The 22,542-nt window shown below is 61.3% G+C and carries 13 protein-coding genes and 8 pseudogenes; 10 read left to right on the top strand and 11 right to left on the bottom strand.

Annotated elements, in window-relative coordinates; translation table 11 throughout:
- Positions 1 to 14 precede the first annotated feature (14 nt).
- From tnpA to tnpC, 3 genes are all read left to right on the top strand, one after another.
- Positions 15 to 455, top strand: a complete 441-nt coding sequence (tnpA, locus tag ACFLEY_RS05795) for an IS66-like element accessory protein TnpA (RefSeq protein ID WP_035693717.1) — start codon at positions 15 to 17, stop codon at positions 453 to 455.
- Positions 436 to 789, top strand: a complete 354-nt coding sequence (gene tnpB, locus ACFLEY_RS05790) for an IS66 family insertion sequence element accessory protein TnpB (RefSeq protein ID WP_018270214.1) — start codon at positions 436 to 438, stop codon at positions 787 to 789. The genes tnpA and tnpB overlap by 20 nt, the downstream gene beginning before the upstream one ends.
- A gap of 100 nt (positions 790 to 889) precedes the next feature.
- Positions 890 to 2,488, top strand: coding sequence for an IS66 family transposase (tnpC, locus tag ACFLEY_RS05785; protein WP_018270215.1), 1,599 nt, complete (start codon positions 890 to 892; stop codon positions 2,486 to 2,488).
- A gap of 112 nt (positions 2,489 to 2,600) precedes the next feature.
- On the opposite strand, the pseudogene istB reads toward tnpC, so the two are convergent.
- From istB to ACFLEY_RS05765, 4 genes and pseudogenes are all read right to left on the bottom strand, one after another.
- Positions 2,601 to 2,837, bottom strand: a pseudogene (gene istB / locus ACFLEY_RS05780) (IS21-like element IS1631 family helper ATPase IstB); the annotation flags it as partial.
- 4 nt (positions 2,838 to 2,841) lie between these two features.
- Positions 2,842 to 4,599: an IS21-like element IS1631 family transposase gene (gene istA / locus ACFLEY_RS05775; RefSeq protein WP_396604553.1), complete on the bottom strand. Its 1,758-nt coding sequence runs from the start codon at positions 4,597 to 4,599 to the stop codon at positions 2,842 to 2,844.
- Between the two features lie 19 nt (positions 4,600 to 4,618).
- Positions 4,619 to 5,080 carry a reverse transcriptase domain-containing protein gene (locus ACFLEY_RS05770; protein WP_396604552.1) on the bottom strand — a complete coding sequence of 154 codons (462 nt, stop codon included), beginning with the start codon at positions 5,078 to 5,080 and terminating at the stop codon, positions 4,619 to 4,621.
- Positions 5,047 to 5,484, bottom strand: a complete 438-nt coding sequence (locus tag ACFLEY_RS05765) for a hypothetical protein (RefSeq protein ID WP_249163608.1) — start codon at positions 5,482 to 5,484, stop codon at positions 5,047 to 5,049. Before ACFLEY_RS05765 ends, ACFLEY_RS05770 begins: the two co-directional genes overlap by 34 nt.
- Positions 5,485 to 5,836: 352 nt before the next feature.
- Between ACFLEY_RS05765 and ACFLEY_RS05760 the strand changes: the two are divergent.
- The 5 genes and pseudogenes from ACFLEY_RS05760 to ACFLEY_RS05740 all read left to right on the top strand — a co-directional run.
- Positions 5,837 to 6,899 (top strand): annotated as a pseudogene (locus ACFLEY_RS05760) (IS630-like element ISRj1 family transposase).
- Between the two features lie 55 nt (positions 6,900 to 6,954).
- Positions 6,955 to 8,019, top strand: a complete 1,065-nt coding sequence (locus tag ACFLEY_RS05755; RefSeq protein WP_082755507.1) for an IS630-like element ISRj1 family transposase — start codon at positions 6,955 to 6,957, stop codon at positions 8,017 to 8,019.
- A gap of 167 nt (positions 8,020 to 8,186) precedes the next feature.
- On the top strand, positions 8,187 to 9,251 hold the full coding sequence (locus ACFLEY_RS05750) for an IS630-like element ISRj1 family transposase (RefSeq protein ID WP_026192128.1): 1,065 nt from the start codon (positions 8,187 to 8,189) through the stop codon (positions 9,249 to 9,251).
- A 13-nt stretch (positions 9,252 to 9,264) separates the two neighbouring features.
- Positions 9,265 to 9,654 (top strand): annotated as a pseudogene (locus ACFLEY_RS05745) (transposase); the annotation flags it as partial.
- A gap of 1,167 nt (positions 9,655 to 10,821) precedes the next feature.
- Positions 10,822 to 11,643, top strand: a pseudogene (locus ACFLEY_RS05740) (IS5 family transposase); the annotation flags it as partial.
- Positions 11,644 to 11,898: 255 nt separating this feature from the next.
- Here the strand turns inward: ACFLEY_RS05740 and ACFLEY_RS05735 are convergent.
- Positions 11,899 to 12,918 (bottom strand): annotated as a pseudogene (locus ACFLEY_RS05735) (IS110 family transposase).
- Positions 12,919 to 13,019: 101 nt separating this feature from the next.
- On the opposite strand from ACFLEY_RS05735, the pseudogene ACFLEY_RS05730 reads away from it, so the two are divergent.
- A pseudogene (locus ACFLEY_RS05730) lies at positions 13,020 to 13,568 on the top strand (IS5-like element ISBj2_B family transposase); the annotation flags it as partial.
- Positions 13,569 to 13,643: 75 nt separating this feature from the next.
- Here ACFLEY_RS05730 and ACFLEY_RS05725 read toward each other — a convergent pair.
- From ACFLEY_RS05725 to ACFLEY_RS05715, 3 genes are all read right to left on the bottom strand, one after another.
- A complete protein-coding gene (locus tag ACFLEY_RS05725) occupies positions 13,644 to 14,708 on the bottom strand; it encodes an IS630-like element ISRj1 family transposase (RefSeq protein WP_026192128.1) in 1,065 nt (354 codons plus the stop codon).
- A 55-nt stretch (positions 14,709 to 14,763) separates the two neighbouring features.
- Entirely contained in the window at positions 14,764 to 15,807 is a 1,044-nt protein-coding gene (locus tag ACFLEY_RS05720) for an IS630 family transposase (RefSeq protein WP_396604960.1), read from the bottom strand.
- Between the two features lie 1,070 nt (positions 15,808 to 16,877).
- Complete coding sequence (locus ACFLEY_RS05715; RefSeq protein ID WP_011084637.1) at positions 16,878 to 17,279, bottom strand: hypothetical protein; 402 nt, start codon at positions 17,277 to 17,279, stop codon at positions 16,878 to 16,880.
- Positions 17,280 to 18,070: 791 nt separating this feature from the next.
- Here ACFLEY_RS05715 and ACFLEY_RS05710 point away from each other — a divergent pair.
- Positions 18,071 to 18,831, top strand: a protein-coding gene (locus ACFLEY_RS05710) for an IS5 family transposase (protein ID WP_110115998.1) whose coding sequence is annotated in 2 segments (ribosomal slippage) — positions 18,071 to 18,410 and positions 18,410 to 18,831 — 762 coding nt in all. Because the reading frame shifts where the segments join, the coding sequence is not laid out codon by codon here.
- Positions 18,832 to 19,535: 704 nt separating this feature from the next.
- Here the strand turns inward: ACFLEY_RS05710 and ACFLEY_RS05705 are convergent.
- The 3 genes and pseudogenes from ACFLEY_RS05705 to ACFLEY_RS05695 form a co-directional block, all read right to left on the bottom strand.
- Complete coding sequence (locus ACFLEY_RS05705; protein ID WP_039183842.1) at positions 19,536 to 20,879, bottom strand: IS1380-like element ISBdi2 family transposase; 1,344 nt, start codon at positions 20,877 to 20,879, stop codon at positions 19,536 to 19,538.
- Positions 20,880 to 21,014: 135 nt separating this feature from the next.
- Positions 21,015 to 21,176, bottom strand: a pseudogene (locus ACFLEY_RS05700) (IS630 family transposase); the annotation flags it as partial.
- A 231-nt stretch (positions 21,177 to 21,407) separates the two neighbouring features.
- Positions 21,408 to 22,432: pseudogene (locus ACFLEY_RS05695) on the bottom strand (IS110 family transposase).
- Between the last annotated feature and the right edge of the window lie 110 nt (positions 22,433 to 22,542).

Here is a 22,542-nt window from a genome sequence, read left to right as displayed (position 1 = left end):
GGTGGACACCATCGATGATCACTCCAGAAGAACTTTTGAGACTTGAGACGGTCGGCGTGTTGCGCAATGGGCGGCGTCGCTATGATCCGGCCAGCAAACAGCGGCTGGTCGAGGCCTGTCTGCAGCCTGGCGTGTCGCTGGCGGGGCTGGCGTTGCAACACGGCGTGAACGCGAACCTGCTGCGCAAATGGGTGGCCAAGCGACAACGTCAGAACGGGGATGGCCAGCCGGAGGCGCCGATTGCGCCAGCCTTTGTTCCGGTTCGCGCGCCGTCGCCGTCGCCAACTCGATCTGCTGGCGCGATCGCGGTTTGCGCGACGGAGCGATCCTGTGCAGGGCGGCTGACGGCATCGATGCCCAACGGCGTGACGCTTTCGCTGGAAGGCGGCGACGCGCAGTTGCTGTCGGCGGTGATTGAAGCGCTGGGGCGTTGCGATGTTCCGGCTGGCGTCTGATCTTCGGGTCTACCTTCACCGCGAACCGATTGACTTCCGGGCGGGCATCAACAGCCTGGCGATCGTGGTCGAGCAGTCGATGGGGCTGGATCCGTTCCAGCGCGCGGTGTTCGCGTTCTGCAATCGTCGCCGCGACCGGATCAAGCTGCTGATTTATGACCGGTCAGGATTTTGGATGCTGCTGAAGCGGCTGGAGGCCGACAGATTCCACTGGCCCCGAAGTCAGGAGGCGGTGCTGACGCTGACGACGGAGGAGCTGCACTGGCTGCTTGACGGCATCAACATCGCGGCGGTGCGTCGTCATCCGGTGCGGCAATATCACAGCGTGGGCTGAGCGTGTTCGATGCGGGCGGCGTCATCAGCGCTATCGGATGACGCCGGCCACCGCATGGAACTCGGTTGACGCGGCGGCATGACTTCGATTCAAGACTACGATGAGTCGCAGGCCCACGACGCACGAGCTGGAAGCCTTGATCGCGGCGCACGCGGCCGAGCTCGCGGCGCTGAAGGCGGAGAACGAGAAACTCGCGCAACGCGTCCTGCATCTTGAGGAGCAGTTGCGCCTGGAGCGCTTGCGCCGCTACGCGCCGAAGAGCGAAAAGCTCAAGGAGCGCATCTTCAACGAAGCCGAGCAGGCCGCCGCTGAAAGCCGGGACGACGACGATGTCGAGGCGGTCGCCGTGCCGGACACGGGATTGCCGGAGGCTCCAAAGCCGGCACCGAAGACACGCGGCCGCAAGCCGCTGCCTGACGATCTGCCGCGCCAACGCGTCGAACATGATCTGGGTGAGGATCAAAAGGACTGTCCGTGCTGCCGCAATCGGATGCATCGGATGGGCGAGACCGTCACCGAGCAGTTGCACGTCGAGGTGAAGGCGTCAGTGCTGCAACATGTGCGGTTCAAATATGCCTGCCGTCACTGCGAGCGCACCGCGCTGAACACCCCGATCGTGACCGCGCCGATGCCGGCGCAGCCGCTGCCGGGTAGCGTCGCCACGCCATCGACGCTGGCGCTGGTGCTCGCCAACAAATACGTCGACGGCACGCCGCTGTACCGTGTGGCGGACGCGCTGGGGCGCGCCGACGTCAGCATCAGCCGCGGGACGCTGGGCAACTGGGTGATCCGGGCGAGCGAGTTGCATCTGCATCGGGTCTATGACGCGCTACAGCAAAAGCTCAGGTCGCAGCCCCTGGTCCACGGCGACGAAACCTGGGTCCAGGTTCTGAAAGAGGACGGCCGGGATGCGCAGGCCAAATCCTTCATGTGGGCCTATCGCAGCGGCCAGGACTGCGCGCAGCCGGTCGTGCTGTTCGATTACCAGCCCGGTCGCGGCCAGGAACATCCTCAGGCCTTCCTGGCCGGCTATCGTGGCTTGTTGATGAGCGACGGCTATGACGCCTGGGGCACGCTGACAGGCGCGACCCATCTTGGCTGTATGGCGCATGCGCGCAGGAAATTTACCGATGCGCTCAAGGCCAGGAAGACGCCCGGCGGTCCGCCATTGCAGGCGCTCAAGTTCTTCGAGGCGTTGTATGAGGTCGAGAGGGTGGCGCGCCAGACGCCGCCCGACGACGAAACGCGCGCCGCATACACCTTGCGGCTGCGCCAGCAGCATAGCCTGCCGGTATTGGCCGCCTTCCGGACCTGGCTCGACGACCAGGCGCCGAAGGTCCTCCCCGAAAGCTTGACCGGCAAGGCGATCGCCTATGCGCGCAACCAATGGGATTATCTGACCCGTTACACCAGTGACGGTCTCGCCCCGATCGATAACAATGTTCTGGAGCGCGACATCAGGCCGTTTTGCACCGGACGAAAAAGTTGGCTGTTCAGCGACACCGTTGCCGGCGCCAAGGCAAGCGCCGTGATCTACAGTTTGGTGCTGACATGCCGGGCATGCGGCGTCGATCCCTATGCATGGCTACGTCACGCGCTCACCGAATTGCCCCAGCGCGCGCCAGACGCCGATATCGAAGATCTGTTGCCGTTCAACTGCACCGCTCAAAAAAACCTGCCAGCTGAGAATAGCGGCTGACGTTCGAACGCTCAGGTCAACCAAGCCGTTCCGATGACACTGCTGGGGCCCGGCGTCACGCGACGCCGCGGCCAGCCGCGCGCGTAGCCTGTGCGGTAAAATACGCGCTTACGAAGGACCAGTCGAACTCGGCGAGCGTCAGCTTTTCGTCGAGCCCGGATTGCTGGTATCGCCGCTCGATAAGACGGGACTGACGACGGTCCAGTTCATCCTGCAGGATAAGGGAGAAGGTCTCGAGGAAGGGCTGGTTGGCGCCCTGCGCCTGGAGCACGCGCGTCTGCAGCGTGTCGCGGACACCCGACAGGCGCAGCTGTCGTAGGCAACGCTCAATTTCCGGCATGGTCATCATGTGGCTAGGTCTCCAGTTTAAGGTGAGAAGGTGCAGCGGGAGCGCTCGTGGCGCCGGAGTTGGCCGGGGTTGCGCAGGCGACACGAGCGCGGATTGCCGTGGCGTGATCGTCGTGAGCCTCGGCCTGCCGACCATTGTCGTCGGCGTCGCGCCGCACAGCGCGGCTGAAGAGGTCGCCGTATTCCGCGGGGGTACGGATCAGCGGATGATCCTGGGTGAGCGGCGATGCCGGCTGTGGCGTCACTCCAACCTGCTCGATCGCCTGTTCGAACAACCGCTCGACGGTCGCACGCACGTGCTTGTAGCGGTAGATGCGGTTGTCGATGGCGTGCGCGCAGGCCTGCTCGACCAGCCGCGCCGGATACTTCCGGCCCAGCCCGACAATGCCCCACATCGCGCGCTGTCCGGGGCGCCCTTCGGTGTCGAACACCTGCTGGCACAAGGCCCTGGTCTGCGGTCCGATGCGCTCGGCGCTCGCCAGCAGCACGGCGGTTTGCCGCGACGGGTTGAACGGCCGTTCGCTGGTCGGCAGGACGACAGAACCGGGGTGCGCCATCCGGGAATGAACACGCAGCAGCGCACGGGTGTGGCGATCACGGATCTCGATCGTGGTGGTGTAGATGCGCACGACGACCTGGCTGCCGATCGGCGCGGGCCGCGCGGCGTAATAGCTGTTGTCGACGCGTACGGTGGTGTCGTCGCAGACAGTCCGGACGACTTCGGTGAAGATGCGGAAGGGAGCGACAGGCAGCGGCCGCAGGTGCGGCTTCTCTTCCTGGAACATCGCCTCGACCTGACGGCGCGTGCTGCCGTGGATGCGTTTGGAAGCCCAGTTCTCCTCCCAGTGCCTCAAGAACTCGTTTTGCGCCTCCAGCGTCTCGAAGCGCCGTCCGGCCAGCGCAGTGCCCTGGGTATGTTGAATCGCATTCTCGACGCATCCTTTCCGATTTGGATCGGCCACGCGCGCGGGATCGGCGACCACGGCGTAATGAGCCAGCATCGCGCTGTAAATCGGGTTGAGCTGGGGCTCGTACAAATCCGGCTTGAGGACGCCTTCCTTCAGGTTGTCGAGCACGACATAGCTGGGGACCCCGCCAAAATACCGGAACGCCTCTTCGTGGAGCTGCGCCCAGACTTGTTGGCTGGACTTCCAGACTACCCGCCGGAAGCTGCGCCGCGAGTAGCGTAGCGTCATCACGAACAGGCGGGGACGACGGTACCGCCCGTTCTTCGGATCAACCGTCGGCGCGCCCTCGCCATAGTCGACCTGAGCTTCCTCGCCGGGGAGAAACTCAAGACGATCAAACTGCTCAGGATCAGCGTGCCGCAACCGGCGCACAAACCGCTTGACACTCTGGTAGCTGGACGGAAAGCCAAATTGATCAACCAGGTCCTGGTAAATCGCCTGCGCGTTCCGCTTCAGCCGGACCTGTTCTTCGATCCACGTCCGATGCGCTTCGCAAGCCGAACGGGCCAGGCTGCTGGTGACCGTCGCTTCCGATGTCCCAAAAGCCGGTGGTCGGGGTGGAGGAATTTGGCCGTCCGCGCTCACCGAGCCGGTGGTCACTTCCCCGGGGGAATTTGCCTCCGCACCGGCCCGCAGCGCCTGATAACGCCGGATCGTCTTGCGATCGACACCCGTCAGCCGGTGAATCTCGCGCTGGCTGGTGTTGCGATCAAGTAATGTAAGTACGGTGCTTTGCAGATGTCGCTTCAAGACGTTCAACTCCCCGGCCCCTTGCTGGCTAAAGGGGTCGAACATAAACGTCCTGCCTGACCGGCTACTGCTGTTCAGCGGCGCTGACGGCGATCATCAGGTGGGGGAGTTTCAAGTGACCATACCCGGGGGATTTTGACCGACCCACGGGGGCCTTGCTCTCGAAGCCCATGACGAAGTCGTCCGCATAGCGCACGGTCACGACGCGACCGCGGGCATGACGACGACGCCATTGGTGGGCCCAGAGATCGAGGATGTAGTGCAGGAAGATGTTGGCAAGGAGCGGGCTGATGCCTGCCCCTTGCGGCGTGCCCCTGTCCGTCTCTCGCTTCTCGCCGCTCTCAAGAACACCGGCCCGCAGCCACAGCTCGAGGAGCCGTAGGATGCGAGGATCGGCGATCCTGTGCGCCACCATCCGCAACCGCCACTCGTGGTCGACCGAGTCGAAGAAGCTGCGTATGTCGGCATCGAGCACCCAGTTCACACGCTGGCTCATGATCGCCGTATGCAAGGCATCAAGCGCCATATGAGGATTCCGCCCGGCCGGAAGCCGTAGGAGAACCCAAGGAAGTCGGCCTCATAGACGGCGCTCAACACCTCGGCCACCGCGCTTTGGACGATCTTGTCCTCGAGCGCCGGCACACCGAGAGGCCGCTTACCGCCATCGGCTTTGGGGATGTAGACTCGCCGCACCGGCTGTGGCCGGTAGCGACCAGTGTGGACCCGTCCGCAGAGGTCGCGGATGTTATCCGTGAGCCCCTCTTCGTACTTCGCCACCGTTACCCCATCGACCCCCGCGCTGGCCTGCCGCTTTTGTCGTCGAAACGCCCGAAGCAGAGCGTCCTCGTCGATGTGGTGCAGCAAGGCCGTGAACCGGGTTTGGGCAGCCCGCTTGGCCGCCGCGTTCACCCGATCGAGGTTCGGCGGCAAGGCAACCCGGCTCTGTGTCCGGACCCTGGCCTTCTCGCGCGGGCTCCCCTCGGGCTGGCCCCTTCCCTCCATACGTCTCGTTTCCTTCGACGACTTCACAGGTACTATGGACCAGTCCGACTCCCGACCTCAGCTCGGACCGCGGCTCTGGCAGTGCCTCGCCGCTGTCCCCCACTGGAGACCAATCCAGTGGACCCGATCGGGCCTCTCATGTTCCGATGATTGCCTTCCATGCGTGATGCGGCCATCGACCCCGACGGAGCGGCATCGTCTCGCATAACGACGATGCTCATGCTGCCTTCGTGACTAGTACCCACTTTTCTTGGAACGTGAGTCGTGATTCAAGGTCGGGATGATACCCGAAGCAAGAGAAGTCCACCTTTCGAGGAAAGATCGCAAGGTGCTTGAGGCGTGCTGTCGCTCACCGGTGACGTTGCAGCGCGATTTGAAGCGGGCGCGGATAGTTCTGTTGGCGGCGGATGGGCGCAGCACCCGGTCGATCGCCAAGGAAGTTGGGGTCCAGCCGCGGATTGTCAGCCTTTGGCGGCATCGCTATGCCGACCATGGCCTTGAAGGGCTGCAAGACAAGCCGCGGCCTGGCAAGCAGCCGATCTATACGAAGACGACCGACAAGCGGATTCTGAAGCTGCTGGATAAGCCGCCACCGCAAGGGTTTGCGCGCTGGACCGGCCCCCTGCTGGCCGAGGCGCTGGGCGATGTCGATGTCCAATATGTCTGGCGGTTCCTGCGCAGCCACAAGATTGACCTGGTGGCTCGCAAGTCCTGGTGCGAGAGCAACGACCCGAACTTTACGGCCAAAGCCGCCGATGTTGTCGGCCTCTATGTCGCGCCGCCGGCGAACCATTGTGCTGTGCGTGGACGAGAAGCCCTCGATCCAGGCTTTGGAGCGAGCGCAGGGTTATCTGAAGTTGCCCAATGGCCGCGCCTTGACCGGCCAAAGCCACGATTACAAGCGGCATGGCACCACAACATTGTTTGCGGCGCTCGAAGTCGCCACCGGAAAGATCATCGCGACCCATTCAAAACGCCGGCGCCGCGTCGAGTTTCTCGATTTCATGAACAGCGTCACCGCGGCTTTTCCGAACCGCAAGCTTCACGTCATCCTCGACAACCTCAACACCCATAAAAAGAACGAGGACTGGCTCAAGGCCCACCCCAACGTGCAATTTCATTTCACGCCGACAAGTGCGTCATGGCTCAATCAGGTCGAAGTATGGTTTTCCATCTTGCAGGGGCAGTCGCTCAGCGGCACCTCCTTCACGAGCCTCAAGCAGCTTCAGGAACACATCGATGCCTACGTCAACGCATACAACGACAGAGCCGAGCCCTTCGTCTGGACCAAGAAAAAGGTCCGTCAACGCCGTTTCAAAGGCCGCCGTATCACTCAGCTCTGATTCCGGGTACTAGTACCCATTTTTCTTGGAACGTGAGTCGTGATTCAAGGTCGGGATGATACCCGAAGCAAGAGAAGTCCACCTTTCGAGGAAAGATCGCAAGGTGCTTGAGGCGTGCTGTCGCTCACCGGTGACGTTGCAGCGCGATTTGAAGCGGGCGCGGATAGTTCTGTTGGCGGCGGATGGGCGCAGCACCCGGTCGATCGCCAAGGAAGTTGGGGTCCAGCCGCGGATTGTCAGCCTTTGGCGGCATCGCTATGCCGACCATGGCCTTGAAGGGCTGCAAGACAAGCCGCGGCCTGGCAAGCAGCCGATCTATACGAAGACGACCGACAAGCGGATTCTGAAGCTGCTGGATAAGCCGCCACCGCAAGGGTTTGCGCGCTGGACCGGCCCCCTGCTGGCCGAGGCGCTGGGCGATGTCGATGTCCAATATGTCTGGCGGTTCCTGCGCAGCCACAAGATTGACCTGGTGGCTCGCAAGTCCTGGTGCGAGAGCAACGACCCGAACTTTACGGCCAAAGCCGCCGATGTTGTCGGCCTCTATGTCGCGCCGCCGGCGAAGGCCATTGTGCTGTGCGTGGACGAGAAGCCCTCGATCCAGGCTTTGGAGCGAGCGCAGGGTTATCTGAAGTTGCCCGATGGCCGCGCCTTGACCGGCCAAAGCCACGATTACAAGCGGCATGGCACCACAACATTGTTTGCGGCGCTCGAAGTCGCCACCGGAAAGATCATCGCGACCCATTCAAAACGCCGGCGCCGCGTCGAGTTTCTCGATTTCATGAACAGCGTCACCGCGGCTTTTCCGAACCGCAAGCTTCACGTCATCCTCGACAACCTCAACACCCATAAAAAGAACGAGGACTGGCTCAAGGCCCACCCCAACGTGCAATTTCATTTCACGCCGACAAGTGCGTCATGGCTCAATCAGGTCGAAGTATGGTTTTCCATCTTGCAGGGGCAGTCGCTCAGCGGCACCTCCTTCACGAGCCTCAAGCAGCTTCAGGAACACATCGATGCCTACGTCAACGCATACAACGACAGAGCCGAGCCCTTCGTCTGGACCAAGAAAAAGGTCCGTCAACGCCGTTTCAAAGGCCGCCGTATCACTCAGCTCTGATTCCGGGTACTAGGGAACACACTCGGCCTCCGGCTGATGGCGCTGGTGGTCGAAGGCATGACCGGCGCGGCATGTGCAGTGAGATCGGCGACAACGTGAAGGCCTTCCTCAACCGCCCGCTCTAGTACCCACTTTTCTTGGAACGTGAGTCGTGATTCAAGGTCGGGATGATACCCGAAGCAAGAGAAGTCCACCTTTCGAGGAAAGATCGCAAGGTGCTTGAGGCGTGCTGTCGCTCACCGGTGACGTTGCAGCGCGATTTGAAGCGGGCGCGGATAGTTCTGTTGGCGGCGGATGGGCGCAGCACCCGGTCGATCGCCAAGGAAGTTGGGGTCCAGCCGCGGATTGTCAGCCTTTGGCGGCATCGCTATGCCGACCATGGCCTTGAAGGGCTGCAAGACAAGCCGCGGCCTGGCAAGCAGCCGATCTATACGAAGACGACCGACAAGCGGATTCTGAAGCTGCTGGATAAGCCGCCACCGCAAGGGTTTGCGCGCTGGACCGGCCCCCTGCTGGCCGAGGCGCTGGGCGATGTCGATGTCCAATATGTCTGGCGGTTCCTGCGCAGCCACAAGATTGACCTGGTGGCTCGCAAGTCCTGGTGCGAGAGCAACGACCCGAACTTTACGGCCAAAGCCGCCGATGTTGTCGGCCTCTATGTCGCGCCGCCGGCGAAGGCCATTGTGCTGTGCGTGGACGAGAAGCCCTCGATCCAGGCTTTGGAGCGAGCGCAGGGTTATCTGAAGTTGCCCAATGGCCGCGCCTTGACCGGCCAAAGCCACGATTACAAGCGGCATGGCACCACAACATTGTTTGCGGCGCTCGAAGTCGCCACCGGAAAGATCATCGCGACCCATTCAAAACGCCGGCGCCGCGTCGAGTTTCTCGATTTCATGAACAGCGTCACCGCGGCTTTTCCGAACCGCAAGCTTCACGTCATCCTCGACAACCTCAACACCCATAAAAAGAACGAGGACTGGCTCAAGGCCCACCCCAACGTGCAATTTCATTTCACGCCGACAAGTGCGTCATGGCTCAATCAGGTCGAAGTATGGTTTTCCATCTTGCAGGGGCAGTCGCTCAGCGGCACCTCCTTCACGAGCCTCAAGCAGCTTCAGGAACACATCGATGCCTACGTCAACGCATACAACGACAGAGCCGAGCCCTTCGTCTGGACCAAGAAAAAGGTCCGTCAACGCCGTTTCAAAGGCCGCCGTATCACTCAGCTCTGATTCCGGGTACTAGGGCGATCGGCCCTATCTGTGGATCGGCCACGTACGTGAAGCTGCGTCAGCAGGGGCGCATCGTCTCGGTCGCGGTGACCATCGCGTCGAGTTAACAGCGACGGCCGGCGTGAGGCGCTCGGCATTGACGTCGGCCCATCCGAAGCCGAGACGTTCTGGGCCGCGCTCCTGCGCAAGCTCGTCCGCCGCGGCCTGCGGGGCTACGGGCTCGTCGTCTCCGATACTCATGAGGGATCACGGCCACGGTCGGCGAAGTTCTCAACGCCACTAGCGCTGCCGCGTCCACTTCATGCGCAATGCGCTGGCACGTGCCGGCAAGAGCGCACGGCGCCTCGTCTCCGCCTTCATCGCCACGGTGTGCGCCCAGGACGATGCCGAGGACGCGCGGGCGTAATGGCGCTGCGTCGCCGACCAGCTCCGCTCCCCTGCCAAAGCGCGGCGCCTTCCTTGCAGCGCCGGATCCGCTACTGACGGGCAATGCACGGCGGCGGGCAGGAACTCATCGTCCGTCAGACCTCCGGCTCTTGCGATTGATTTGATACGCAAGCGACTGACCGCTGGCGTTGTCACGTGACGATCTCCTTCATCCCGCTAATCCCGAATCTTTTTCGATTCGCCTGTGCGATGTAGTGCGCGGGCTTCTTCGCCATGTTTCTGAACTTGGCCACTCTAGAATCAGAAATGCCGTCAGTTGCGAGTTCCTTGCGTGCAATGAAAATTCAGATCGAAGCCCGTAGCACGAGTAAGTACGCGGCAACGGGCGGTGCTCCCGCCGCTCTTCGTAAATATGAATGTGCATCACGTCTTCGACCTCTGGACCCACGAGTGGAGAAGCAGCGGCAGCTATGCCGGCGGCAGTCTTATGGGCTTCGAAATAAAACCGAGGTCCTACGCCTTCTCGACGCCCTGCGTGAGCGAATAGCGGAGTTCGGTCTTTCGCTAAATGAGGAGAAGACCCGGATTCTGAAATTTGGACGGTACGCGGCCGAGCGCCTCTCGCGCCGGGGCAACGCCGCCCGAAGACGTTCGACTTCCTCGGGTTCACGCACATCTGCGCGGTGCACCCAACGAAATCCGCACTTCACAATCCGACGGGTGACAATCGACTCCCGCAATGCCAGGATGGCACGATACGACACGGCGTAACGAACCGCCGCCAGGCGTTCATCGTTGATACCGGCGCGTGGCTCCGCCGCGTGTTGCAGGGATACCTGAACTACGACACCATTCACGGGACTCTGATACGGGCTCGGGCCTTGGCCCGGTGCGATGCTTACGCGCTGGCCCGCCGAGCGACCACAGCGCGTTCTGCAGACCCTCGGCCAGGGCGACGAAGCTCTCGCCCCAGGACTGGTAGTCGCCTCACGTGTCTCGGCGATCAGCTTCGGATGTTGTCCGTGAACAAGCCTCCAAGCACTTGATTGAGAGTCTGTTTTCCGGTTGCGGCGGCATTTGAGATTGCAGGGGATTGGGGCTTCACAGCCCAAAAACCTGCAATTTCGATTTTGGATTTCCCTGCCGCTGCGAACCGTGATTCTGTGCTGCATCGGAGGTACCGATGCGACCAAAGAAGCACAGGACGACAGGCTCGAACGATCTGTTCCGGTCCCGGCTGGACCAGATCATCAACATGCGACACGAGCTGGTTCTGCTCGCCGGCAGGGTCGATTGGGACTGGATCGACGGCGAGATCGCGCCGCTCTACAGCGACAACGGCAGGCCGGGTATCGCGACCCGCTTCATGATCGGATTGCTGCTGCTCAAGCACATCTACGGCCTGTCCGATGAGGGGGTGTGCGAGCGCTGGGTCCACGATCCGTACTTCCAGTTCTTCACCGGCGAAGAGTTTTTCCAGCACGTTTTCCCGCATGAGCGCTCAGACCTGAGCCACTGGCGCAAGCGGCTCGGCGACAAGCTGGAGCGGTTGTTGGCCGAGAGCCTTCGCGTGGCGCACGCGAGCGGTGCGTTGCGCAGCCAGGACCTCAAGCGGGTCACGGTCGACACGACCGTCCAACCGAAGGCCATCAGCTTCCCGACCGACGCCAAGCTGCTGCATGCAGCGATCCGCGGGTTGAACCGCCTGGCGAGGAAGCACGGGGTCAGGCTCCGGCAATCCTATGTTCGCGTGGCCAAAAGCGCGGCGATGATGGCGGGCCGCTACGCTCATGCCAAACAATTCAACCGGCATCAGCGACAGCTGCGCATCCTGCGCAGCCGGCTGGGCCGGATCATCCGCGACATTCGCCGCAAGACCGAGGGCCAGGCCGCATTGGAGGGGGCATTCGCCCTGCCGCTGAGCCGAGCCACCCAGATCGGCTCGCAGCAGCAGCGCCAGCGCGGCTGGAAGTTGTATTCCTTCTGTGGTTGCCGTCCGCGATGCAAGAAGATTTTTTGACCCGCGAGCATGTGATCGAGTGCGCGCTTCTGTGAGGCCTTCATGTGCGGCGCCCTCAGATGCCGCCGGCCGGTATGGTGATCTGCGGATCAAGTCCAAATCTTCCATTCGAGCTCGAAGCTCCAGGAATACAGCTGGTTTCCCGATCCAGATCTTTCGATCATTTGCCCATGCAAGTCGTCGTCTTCCCACACTCCCCAACGTACCGGCGTTAGATTGAGGCCCGCTGCGGACTGATCGTCATGCAGAGGCCGCCAGCGCCGGATCTCGATAGTTCTCCTTCTTCGTCAGCATCGCCCAGATGGCGCGCGCCATCTTGTTCGCGAGTGCGACCGCCACGAGCAAACGGGGCTTCCTGACCAATATGCGGCCCAGCCAGGTTCTCTCGCCTATCGACTTGCGTCCCAACCAGCTCAGGCGGGACATCGCGCCAATGATCAGGAGTTTACGTATGTCCACTTGGCCGGCCTTCGACGCCCGGCCAAGCCGTTGCTTACCGCCCGATGAATGTTGCCGTGGCACAAGCCCCAGCCACGCGGCAAAATCCCGGCCCGATCTGAATGTCTCCATCGGCGGCGCGAAGGCCTCGATCGCCAGCGCGGTGATCGGGCCCACGCCGGGCATCGTCTGCAGGCGCTTTGCCGTCTCGGTCTCCGTGGCTAGCTCCTTGAGTTGCACCAGCATGGCCTGGATCCGAGCGGTCTTTTCGGCGATCTGCTGCAGCATATCGCGGCAGAGGTCGCGCACGAGCTTCGGCAAATCATCGCGCTCCTGGTCGAGTATGTCGTGAATTTGCTTTATGCCTGGGCTTCCTTGTGGAGCGATGTAGCCGTATTCATAGAGATGCGCGCGCAAGGCATTCGTCAATTCGGTGCGCTGATGGACCAACTGCTCCCGGTTTCGAAACAGGACCGCCCGGGTCTGCTGAGCCTCGGTCTTGATCTCGACAAAACGCATTTCCGGGCGCTGCGCCGCGTCAACGATCGCCTCAGCGTCGGCCGCGTCGTTCTTCTGGCGCTTCAAGAATGGCTTGACGTAGCGCGGCGAGATCAGCTTCACGTCATGCCCCAGCTTGATCATCTGCCGGGCCCAAAAGTAGGCCCCACCGCAAGCCTCCATCACCACCACGCTCGGCGCCTGTTCAGCCATGAATCTGTGGAATTGAGCCCGCGACAGCTTCTAGCGAAACTTCACGTGCCCCGTCATCGACGCGCCATGGAGTTGGAAAACATGTTTTGCCAGATCCACGCCGATCATCATATCCTTCGTCACGGTTGCCGTCCTTTCCGCTCAGTGGTTGTGAATCATCACCTTTTTGGCACATTGCGATGCCGTCAGGGATGGACGGCAACCATCCCATCTTCCATGCTCCGGAGGTCGAGTGCATCGGCAAGGGCAAGGCCGCCGCGCCCTATGAGTTCTGCGTGAAGGCCTCCATCGTCACCAACAACCAAAGAGCTCCGGGCGGCTTGTTCGTGCTCCACGCCTGCTCGCTGCCGGACAACCCCTACGACGGTCACACCCTTCGCAACGTCATCGAGCGCACCGAGAGCCTCACCGGCTGCCCGATCGAACGGGCCTATGTCGACAAGGGATATCGCGGCCACGACACACAAAATCCCCGCCGCGTCTTCATCTCGGGCCAGAAGCGCGGCGTCTTCGGCGTCATCAAGCGCGAGCTACGCCGCCGTTCCGCCATCGAGCCCATCATCGGACACATGAAGAACGAAGGTCACCTTGGCCGCTGCTATCTCAAAGGCCGCGCCGGAGATGCCGCTAACGTTCTCCTCTCGGCCGTTGGCCACAACCTCCGCCGTGTCCTGGCTTGGCTCAGAGACCTTTTGTCCCTCTTCCTGCTCTCACTCTGGCCAACGCTCAACTGTCCAGTTCAGCCCAATTCGGCTTATTAACGATCGACTCGGATCGCAGGCAGCGCGGGCGACTCGCCGCCTTGGCTGACTTCAATCGGGAGCTAGTACCCGGAATCAGAGCTGAGTGATACGGCGGCCTTTGAAACGGCGTTGACGGACCTTTTTCTTGGTCCAGACGAAGGGCTCGGCTCTGTCGTTGTATGCGTTGACGTAGGCATCGATGTGTTCCTGAAGCTGCTTGAGGCTCGTGAAGGAGGTGCCGCTGAGCGACTGCCCCTGCAAGATGGAAAACCATACTTCGACCTGATTGAGCCATGACGCACTTGTCGGCGTGAAATGAAATTGCACGTTGGGGTGGGCCTTGAGCCAGTCCTCGTTCTTTTTATGGGTGTTGAGGTTGTCGAGGATGACGTGAAGCTTGCGGTTCGGAAAAGCCGCGGTGACGCTGTTCATGAAATCGAGAAACTCGACGCGGCGCCGGCGTTTTGAATGGGTCGCGATGATCTTTCCGGTGGCGACTTCGAGCGCCGCAAACAATGTTGTGGTGCCATGCCGCTTGTAATCGTGGCTTTGGCCGGTCAAGGCGCGGCCATTGGGCAACTTCAGATAACCCTGCGCTCGCTCCAAAGCCTGGATCGAGGGCTTCTCGTCCACGCACAGCACAATGGCCTTCGCCGGCGGCGCGACATAGAGGCCGACAACATCGGCGGCTTTGGCCGTAAAGTTCGGGTCGTTGCTCTCGCACCAGGACTTGCGAGCCACCAGGTCAATCTTGTGGCTGCGCAGGAACCGCCAGACATATTGGACATCGACATCGCCCAGCGCCTCGGCCAGCAGGGGGCCGGTCCAGCGCGCAAACCCTTGCGGTGGCGGCTTATCCAGCAGCTTCAGAATCCGCTTGTCGGTCGTCTTCGTATAGATCGGCTGCTTGCCAGGCCGCGGCTTGTCTTGCAGCCCTTCAAGGCCATGGTCGGCATAGCGATGCCGCCAAAGGCTGACAATCCGCGGCTGGACCCCAACTTCCTTGGCGATCGACCGGGTGCTGCGCCCATCCGCCGCCAACAGAACTATCCGCGCCCGCTTCAAATCGCGCTGCAACGTCACCGGTGAGCGACAGCACGCCTCAAGCACCTTGCGATCTTTCCTCGAAAGGTGGACTTCTCTTGCTTCGGGTATCATCCCGACCTTGAATCACGACTCACGTTCCAAGAAAAGTGGGTACTAGTACCCGGAATCAGAGCTGAGTGATACGGCGGCCTTTGAAACGGCGTTGACGGACCTTTTTCTTGGTCCAGACGAAGGGCTCGGCTCTGTCGTTGTATGCGTTGACGTAGGCATCGATGTGTTCCTGAAGCTGCTTGAGGCTCGTGAAGGAGGTGCCGCTGAGCGACTGCCCCTGCAAGATGGAAAACCATACTTCGACCTGATTGAGCCATGACGCACTTGTCGGCGTGAAATGAAATTGCACGTTGGGGTGGGCCTTGAGCCAGTCCTCGTTCTTTTTATGGGTGTTGAGGTTGTCGAGGATGACGTGAAGCTTGCGGTTCGGAAAAGCCGCGGTGACGCTGTTCATGAAATCGAGAAACTCGACGCGGCGCCGGCGTTTTGAATGGGTCGCGATGATCTTTCCGGTGGCGACTTCGAGCGCCGCAAACAATGTTGTGGTGCCATGCCGCTTGTAATCGTGGCTTTGGCCGGTCAAGGCGCGGCCATTGGGCAACTTCAGATAACCCTGCGCTCGCTCCAAAGCCTGGATCGAGGGCTTCTCGTCCACGCACAGCACAATGGCCTTCGCCGGCGGCGCGACATAGAGGCCGACAACATCGGCGGCTTTGGCCGTAAAGTTCGGGTCGTTGCTCTCGCACCAGGACTTGCGAGCCACCAGGTCAATCTTGTGGCTGCGCAGGAACCGCCAGACATATTGGACATCGACATCGCCCAGCGCCTCGGCCAGCAGGGGGCCGGTCCAGCGCGCAAACCCTTGCGGTGGCGGCTTATCCAGCAGCTTCAGAATCCGCTTGTCGGTCGTCTTCGTATAGATCGGCTGCTTGCCAGGCCGCGGCTTGTCTTGCAGCCCTTCAAGGCCATGGTCGGCATAGCGATGCCGCCAAAGGCTGACAATCCGCGGCTGGACCCCAACTTCCTTGGCGATCGACCGGGTGCTGCGCCCATCCGCCGCCAACAGAACTATCCGCGCCCGCTTCAAATCGCGCTGCAACGTCACCGGTGAGCGATTTCTGCGGAGAAAAATCTCGTGTTCCGAGCCTGGCGGCCCGATACCGGCTGTTTAGTTCACGTCCCCGAGAGTAAGACTTTTATTTGGCTCAGATCCGGATGGCAGAAGCTTGTGCAAACCCATTCGCAACTTGAGGTCTTCCGGCGCCCACGGATCTCCCTGCTGCCAGCTCGGGGGCACATAAAGAGACAAACTTGGCAGCGGCTGGTTGCGCCGCACTTGCGGCGCATAAGGCGAGGATGTTGAGTTGAAGCCGTCCATGTTCCACCCCCCTGAACGCTTAAAGCCGACTACAGAAGGTCAGCGACAGGAAACAGCGCGGGCGCGGCCTGGCGCCTACCGACCTGGGGGGGCTGGATAAAGGCACTATCCCTGCCGCTCCGCGCTGCCGTTGAGTTTAGCGGAAAGCGTGACTCGGCGCTGACCGTTCTGGATAGATAGCGCTGTCCCTGCCACGTCCCGTTAACCACAACGGCTCTGTATCCGGGCTGGCTTACTGAAAGCTGACGAGACCCGGCAATTCCCAACCCGGCAATTCCCAAAACGAAAGCGGCCCGTGTGGGCAAGTTGCAGTCAAGCGTGAGAACGACGTTCCGGCGGCACGCTTGGTACCACGTCAGCCTGAGCATTCGCCAGCTAGCAGCTCCGGTGTCCAGCGCCCGGCCTGCCGGAGGGCCGCAGGCGGTGGCCACCAGAAGGGCCTCTTCCTTGTCGTTGAGTTCGCGCTCTGCCCGGTAGGCGGCTCTTCGCTCTGGTTCTCCGCCAGGTTGCCTTCGACAAAAACGTCGAAGGGTGGGAGACCGCCAAGTGGCCGACGCCCAGGCTTGTGGCGATCACGTCATCACTCATCCCGGCATCGGCCGCCAACCGGATCTGCGCCCCCTTGAGCGGACAGCGGTTGCCTGCCTCCGCCTAAGAAAAGCTCTATTCGACAAAAAGAGAGGTATCTATGGCAAACGAATCTTAGATAACTCGCGGCATCTTGAGTTCAGAGCAATCGTGGGATTTGGCGGGTGAGCTGAAGCCACTGAAGCGACCCACACCCTCGTCAGTGGGCGACATATGCCCTCGGCTCTGGAGGAAGTAGCTGCGATCGGGCTCTTATCGCAAGCTCAGTGAAGCGCCTGCCTTCCCGCGGGTGATGGCTGTGGCTTGAGATGATCCAATATCTTCGAGCCGGCGCTGAACGACCTCGACCAGAATTTCTCCAGAAAATCCAGGTGACACCGCAACAGCTCCGAGGAAGTTTTGGAGTCCGCGATATCCTTCAGAAAGGTGGCCTGATCGTGCAGGGAGGAAGCCGCCAAACCTAGTCCGTCCTTCAGGGCCGCAGCGAACAGGTTGCTTGTCGCTTCAATCGAGCTCTGCCATTCCCGAAAAGTAAATGGAATAGGCGATGCGGCTGTCGTAGATTTCCCAGCGCCATCGGCGGAAGCGCCAGATATCAGAGCCGGGTCGTGCCCGACATGTGGCCGCCGCTCGCGTTTCTCGTCTTCGCTTGCATTCGGTGCCATTCGAGATCTCCTAGCTTGAAGGGCTTATAACGTACTAAGTTGTTCGCCGCTCATTTCGATCATCCCCTACAAGGTACCACAATTGCCAACACGCGATACCTACCTCATTTGGTAACGTGGCAGCAAAGGAGGCAGTGAACGCGATACGGCCAGAGCCCATAGGCTGTAAAGCGCGCGTCCGTGTGCTGTCGCTTTGCCCACCGGTGCCGGCCCAGAGGCTGAGAACTGGGGCGATCGGATGGAGGATGGTGCCGGCTGCGCGTAGATGGCTGGCGGCGGCAAAGTCGGTGAGCGCACGTACATGGAGCAGCAATCAACATTCAATAATTGTTTAAGATTCTCCAAGCCGCTGGAACGGGCGATCGCTTCTACCCTGCTTCGAAGGCTTCACTGGCAGCCTGCTCGGCCTGTTGACGGCCCTGCCCTCTGAGCCAACGAGCGCTTCTGGACGGGCCACATGAAAGCGACTTTGAATCGCGGTGGATGCCCTCGACGGCTGGAAGCCGATTCGGCCGGCTGGCGTATATGATCCATTAGAACCATCTCGGCGGCTCGCGCAACCAGGCGACCGCCAGGCACTTAACCGCCGCGGCACCGCTATACGGGATCATCCAGAGGTTCTTGCCGACCGAGTGCGAAATCCATGCTTCGATACGACGAGCTAACTGCCGGCGCAAACTTGCGATGTTCGGCGAAGCTTGTCCGGTGTCAGCTAGCGGGTTGGGTTAGGGTCTGTACCTAAATAGCGCCACGTGATTCTCTTGCCTACGTGTTGATTCGGGGGCGAGAGAATGCGCGCTGGTTTGTTTTGGCTGAACGACAGGCAATGGGCGCGTATCGAACCGCATCTGCCGAGGGGACTGACGGGGCCGGATCGGGACGACGACCGACGCATCGTCAGCGGCATCATTCACATGCTGCAATCGGGTGCACGATGGCGTGATTGTCCACGTGAATACGGCCCTTACACGACGATCTACAATCGCTTCAATCGCTGGGCCAAGCGAGGACGATGGTGCGCAATCTTCGAAGCGCTGGCCAAGCCTGGCGAAGACGGCGTCGTACTGTCGCTCGACTCGACCTCGATTAAAGCTCACCGGTGTGCCTCCGGCGGAAAAGGGGGGAGCACAATCAAGCAATCGGCCGCTCGCGCGGAGGCCGCACGACAAAAATCCATGCGCTGAGCGATCCGCTCTGCCGGCCGGTCGTCCTGCATCTGACTCCAGGCCAGGATGCCGATATCGCTGCGGCTCCCGATGTCCTGGCGCTCGCGCCACCCATGAGCGTGCTCCTCGCCGACAAAGGGTATGATGGCGACAAGCTTCGCGGCGAAATCATTCGTCGTGGCGCCAAGCCCGTAATCCCCAATAAATCTAACCGTGTCGTCATCCATCGCTTCAACAAACGCGCCTACAAAGGACGAAATGTCATCGAACGCTGCTTTTGCAGGCTCAAGGACTTCCGGCGCATCGCCACGCGATATGACAAGCTCGCCCGTAATTTTTTGGCCGCTGTTCATCTCGCCGCTCTCGTCGCATATTGGCTCAATTGAGTCTGGACCCTAGGTGAAGCAATAGACGTTGCAAGCACCCCGCGCGGGAAAACGGCGTTGATAGACAATGGCGGCAATACCCGTGCGTCTCGAGTTTAGCTGGAGGCTTGCTTTTTCTCTCGCACGCAGGCTTACGTCCTGTGGCTCTCGAACGTGTGCGGCGCAATGTGGCACTCGGGCCGATCTTGAGACGTATAAACGCTGTGATCGTATGAACTTGTAGCAGCGCGGCTCGAGATAGACGACCAGAGACATGCTCCAGATGGCAGCCGTCCCTAGTTGACGATCAGCACTACCGGCTTGTCAACCGAGTGGCAGGGTCCCCTAGCCAAGGTGGTACAAGTCGACGTCCTCGAGGGTGTAGGCGCTGAAGCTCCCGAAATGGGCGAACAAGTTGTTGCGCTTGGCGCCGCAGCTGATCCGGTGATCCGGTCGGCGAGGCCGCGGCCCAGAGGCTATCGGGCGAGCGCATCGGCGCCTCGCGGAAGATGCGAGCATCGATTGAGCGCCAGCCTGCAGATCGCAGCGTCAGGACAGGACGACCTAGCCCGATCTATTCACGAGAGCACGGTCGTTCTTGACGTCTGACGGGGGCTGGCGGCTGGCGTGGGTGACCGTCCGGCCTTTTCTCACCGGGTTCTGCATCAAGCTGTTTTGTAGGCGATGGAGGAGTGGGGCGGGTGAGCGGGCGCAGGCCCGGTCGGTTACGGACCGAGCGGGAGCAGCGCGCCGGGCAAGCCGCGGATCAGGTCGGCTTCGGGACATGCCGCGGCAAACGCAAGGCGAATGCGGCTCGTGGTCTCGACCACACGGGCAGCGAGTTTCAAGAGACGAAGACGCAGCGTCGCGAACTCGGCAGTGGCCAATTCCCGGGCTTTGGGAATGGCGTCGCGCACGGTCAGCATCAGCCAATAAGCGGCCGTATGGAGCACGAGACGGACCTGGTTGGCGAGCGCCGAACGGCAGCTGGTGCGGTCGGAGGCGAGCTGTGTCTTATGCAGCTTGATCAGATTCTCTGCTTGGCCGCGCGCGCAATACAGGCTGTCGTAGATCCACTCGGCCGAGCCGACATCGAGGCTGGTGACGACGAAACGGATGTCGAGGCCGAGCATCGTCGCCTCAATACGGGCGACGGTGCGCCGTTCGCGATCCCAGGACTTTGCCTTGTGGCGGGTCTCGGTATAGCCACGCAGAACCGGCAGGTTCTCGATGGCGCGTCGGGTGCGGATGTCGTCGGCGACCTCGTCGACTTTTCTGGCGAGAGGCTTGGTGCCGGACAGACCGAAGATGTAGTCGATGCCGTTGGTCTCGCACCACGCCATGGCCTCCGGCCGGGCATAGTGCCCGTCGCCACGGAACGTAATTCGCGTGTTGTGCCATCGCGTGCGGATATGCCGTACCAGGCGGCGCAGATGGGCACGCACCTCGACGCCGCCCGGCGTCTTGCCGGGCCGCAGCACGACGGCCACGGGCCGGCTCTTCTCCGTGTCGTAGACGTGGATCGGCAGAAAGCAGCGTTCGTCATAATGAGCGTTGAACAGCGAGAGCTGCTGATGGCCGTGGACGACGTCGCAGGTATCATCGATGTCGAGCGTGACGGATGCCGGCTCGTGGGGGTAGCTATCCATCCATGCGTCGACCAAAATGTAGGTCAGTCGGATCACGTCGCGCAGGCGCGGAGCATTCTCCAGCCGCGACAGCGTCGGCTGGGAACACAGATCCCGGCCCGTGTCCGGTAGGCGACCGCAGGCCAGCTTGAATGCCGGATCGGACCGCAGATGATCGAGGTCGTCGGCGTCCTCGTAGCCGCAGCAGATCGCGAACATGCGCGCGCGGAACATATCGACCAGGCTGTGCACGACCCGCGTCGGATCGCGCCGATCCGGGAACACCCGGGCCAGATTGTCGGCCAAGCCGAGACGCCGCTCGGCCATCGCCAGAAGCATCACGCCCCCGTTCGAGGTTAGGCGCCCACCATCGAAGGCAGCTGTGACTTTCTTGGCGTGAATGGCTGGAAACGAGAAGGGCGGAATCGTATCGTCGGTCATGGCGGGCGTGGCGTTCGCGGTTGGAGGTGATGGGGTTGGCTTCACAACCGAATCCTACGCCGTATCAGCGCTTTACACCACGCTCGCCAGCCTCTCGGGCGCCTCTTACGAATAAGACAGGCTAGTCACGTGAATCTAATGTTCGCCACATAAAGTCTGCTGGGTTTTGTGGCAGAAGCGTTTGACGGAAGCCAAAATCTGGTCTGCGGACTTGGTCCATTTGAAGGGCTTCGGGTTTTGGTTGTGCAGGTGGATGAAGGTGCAGATGTCGGCCTCGAGTTGCCCGACGGAGGTGTTGTCTAATCGCTGCTGGGACGTCAAGCATTTAGTTTCGTCAAGAGACGCTGCCGGGTGCGTGGTTGTCTTCGCGGTCGACATTGGTCGCCGCATGATGGAGCTTCGCGGACGAGCCTTCAATGTGGACGACGCACTTTGCTGAGTCAGCAGTGCAACCCCATCAGCGGAATGGATCGGCTCACGTCCCGGCAGGGACACCTTAGGCGTTCAGGTTCTGAACGCTATCCGAGCTTATGCGGCAGCTCCGGCATTCGGATTGAACAGCTCGCCGGTCTTAAGCATCGTATGCTTATCACCGCCAGTTTCCGTGCCACAGCCACGGCGGCTCTTTTGAAGCCGATCCTCTCCCGGAGATGCCGTCCCCACGTCCGCAGAGCGCTGTCGGTTGAGCTGCGCGTCAGAATGACCGCTGCCGCTTCATAGAGAAGCCCACGCAAATGGCGGTCGCCACGTCGGGATATATGGCCATCATAATCGACTTCTCCGGATTGGTAGCGGCGCGTTGTCAGGCCGATCCACGCGCCAACAGATCGGGATTTCCTGAAGTTGTCAGGCTCCTCAATAGCTGTGGCAAAAGAGGTTGCGGTGATCGCACCGATGCCCGGAATCGACATGAGGATGCGGCAGGCCTGACTCTCGCGCGCATCCCGAACCAACTGGCGACCGAGTTCGGCGGCGCGGATGCGAATGCCACGCCAGGCTTCCAGCATCGGAAGCACGATGGATGCAAGTCCGTCCTGATCAGCCAGAAGGTTCCGGACGTTCTTCTCGAAGGTGCTTCCCTTTCCGGCGGGAACAAGCAGACCGAAGGTCTTCATGACGCCGCGGATCTGGTTCGAAAGCTCGGTGGTGATCCGGACCAGCCGCGTGCGCGCCGCGACAAGCGTGCGGGTCAGCATGCTGTTGAATCCCTTCACGCGCACCTCACGAAAGAACCCGACTTCCGCGAGCTGCGCCAGACCATCGGCGTCGTTCGCGTCCGTCTTGTTCGCCGCCATATCGAGCGCCGCTTTATCATGGCGCGCATCGACGCAGATCGCCGGCAATCCTTCGGTGCGCAAAGAATGATAGAACCATACCGACAGCGGTCCCGTCTCGAACACCACGCGTTTCACGGCCGGCGCCCGCTTGCGGATGAGCGCGGCGATGACACTGGGATCAGATGCACACTTGCCGCGCCAGATCCGTTCACCTGCTCGACGGATCGAGACCGCCGTCTCTTTCATCGACACATCGAGACCGATATACTCTTCCATGGCTGTTCTCCATTCGATGCTTGGGCCCGGCGTCCAGTCGTGAGCCCGTATTTCCATCCTATCGGGGAACAGCCCCCCTCCAAGACTATTGATTGTCTTTAGGGCAATAC

This window comes from Bradyrhizobium sp. YCK136, from assembly GCF_044570075.1.
In the GTDB taxonomy this organism is placed as follows: domain Bacteria; phylum Pseudomonadota; class Alphaproteobacteria; order Rhizobiales; family Xanthobacteraceae; genus Bradyrhizobium; species Bradyrhizobium diazoefficiens.
Note: the sequence above shows the minus strand (reverse complement) of the source record. Positions and strands in the feature narration are given on the sequence as shown.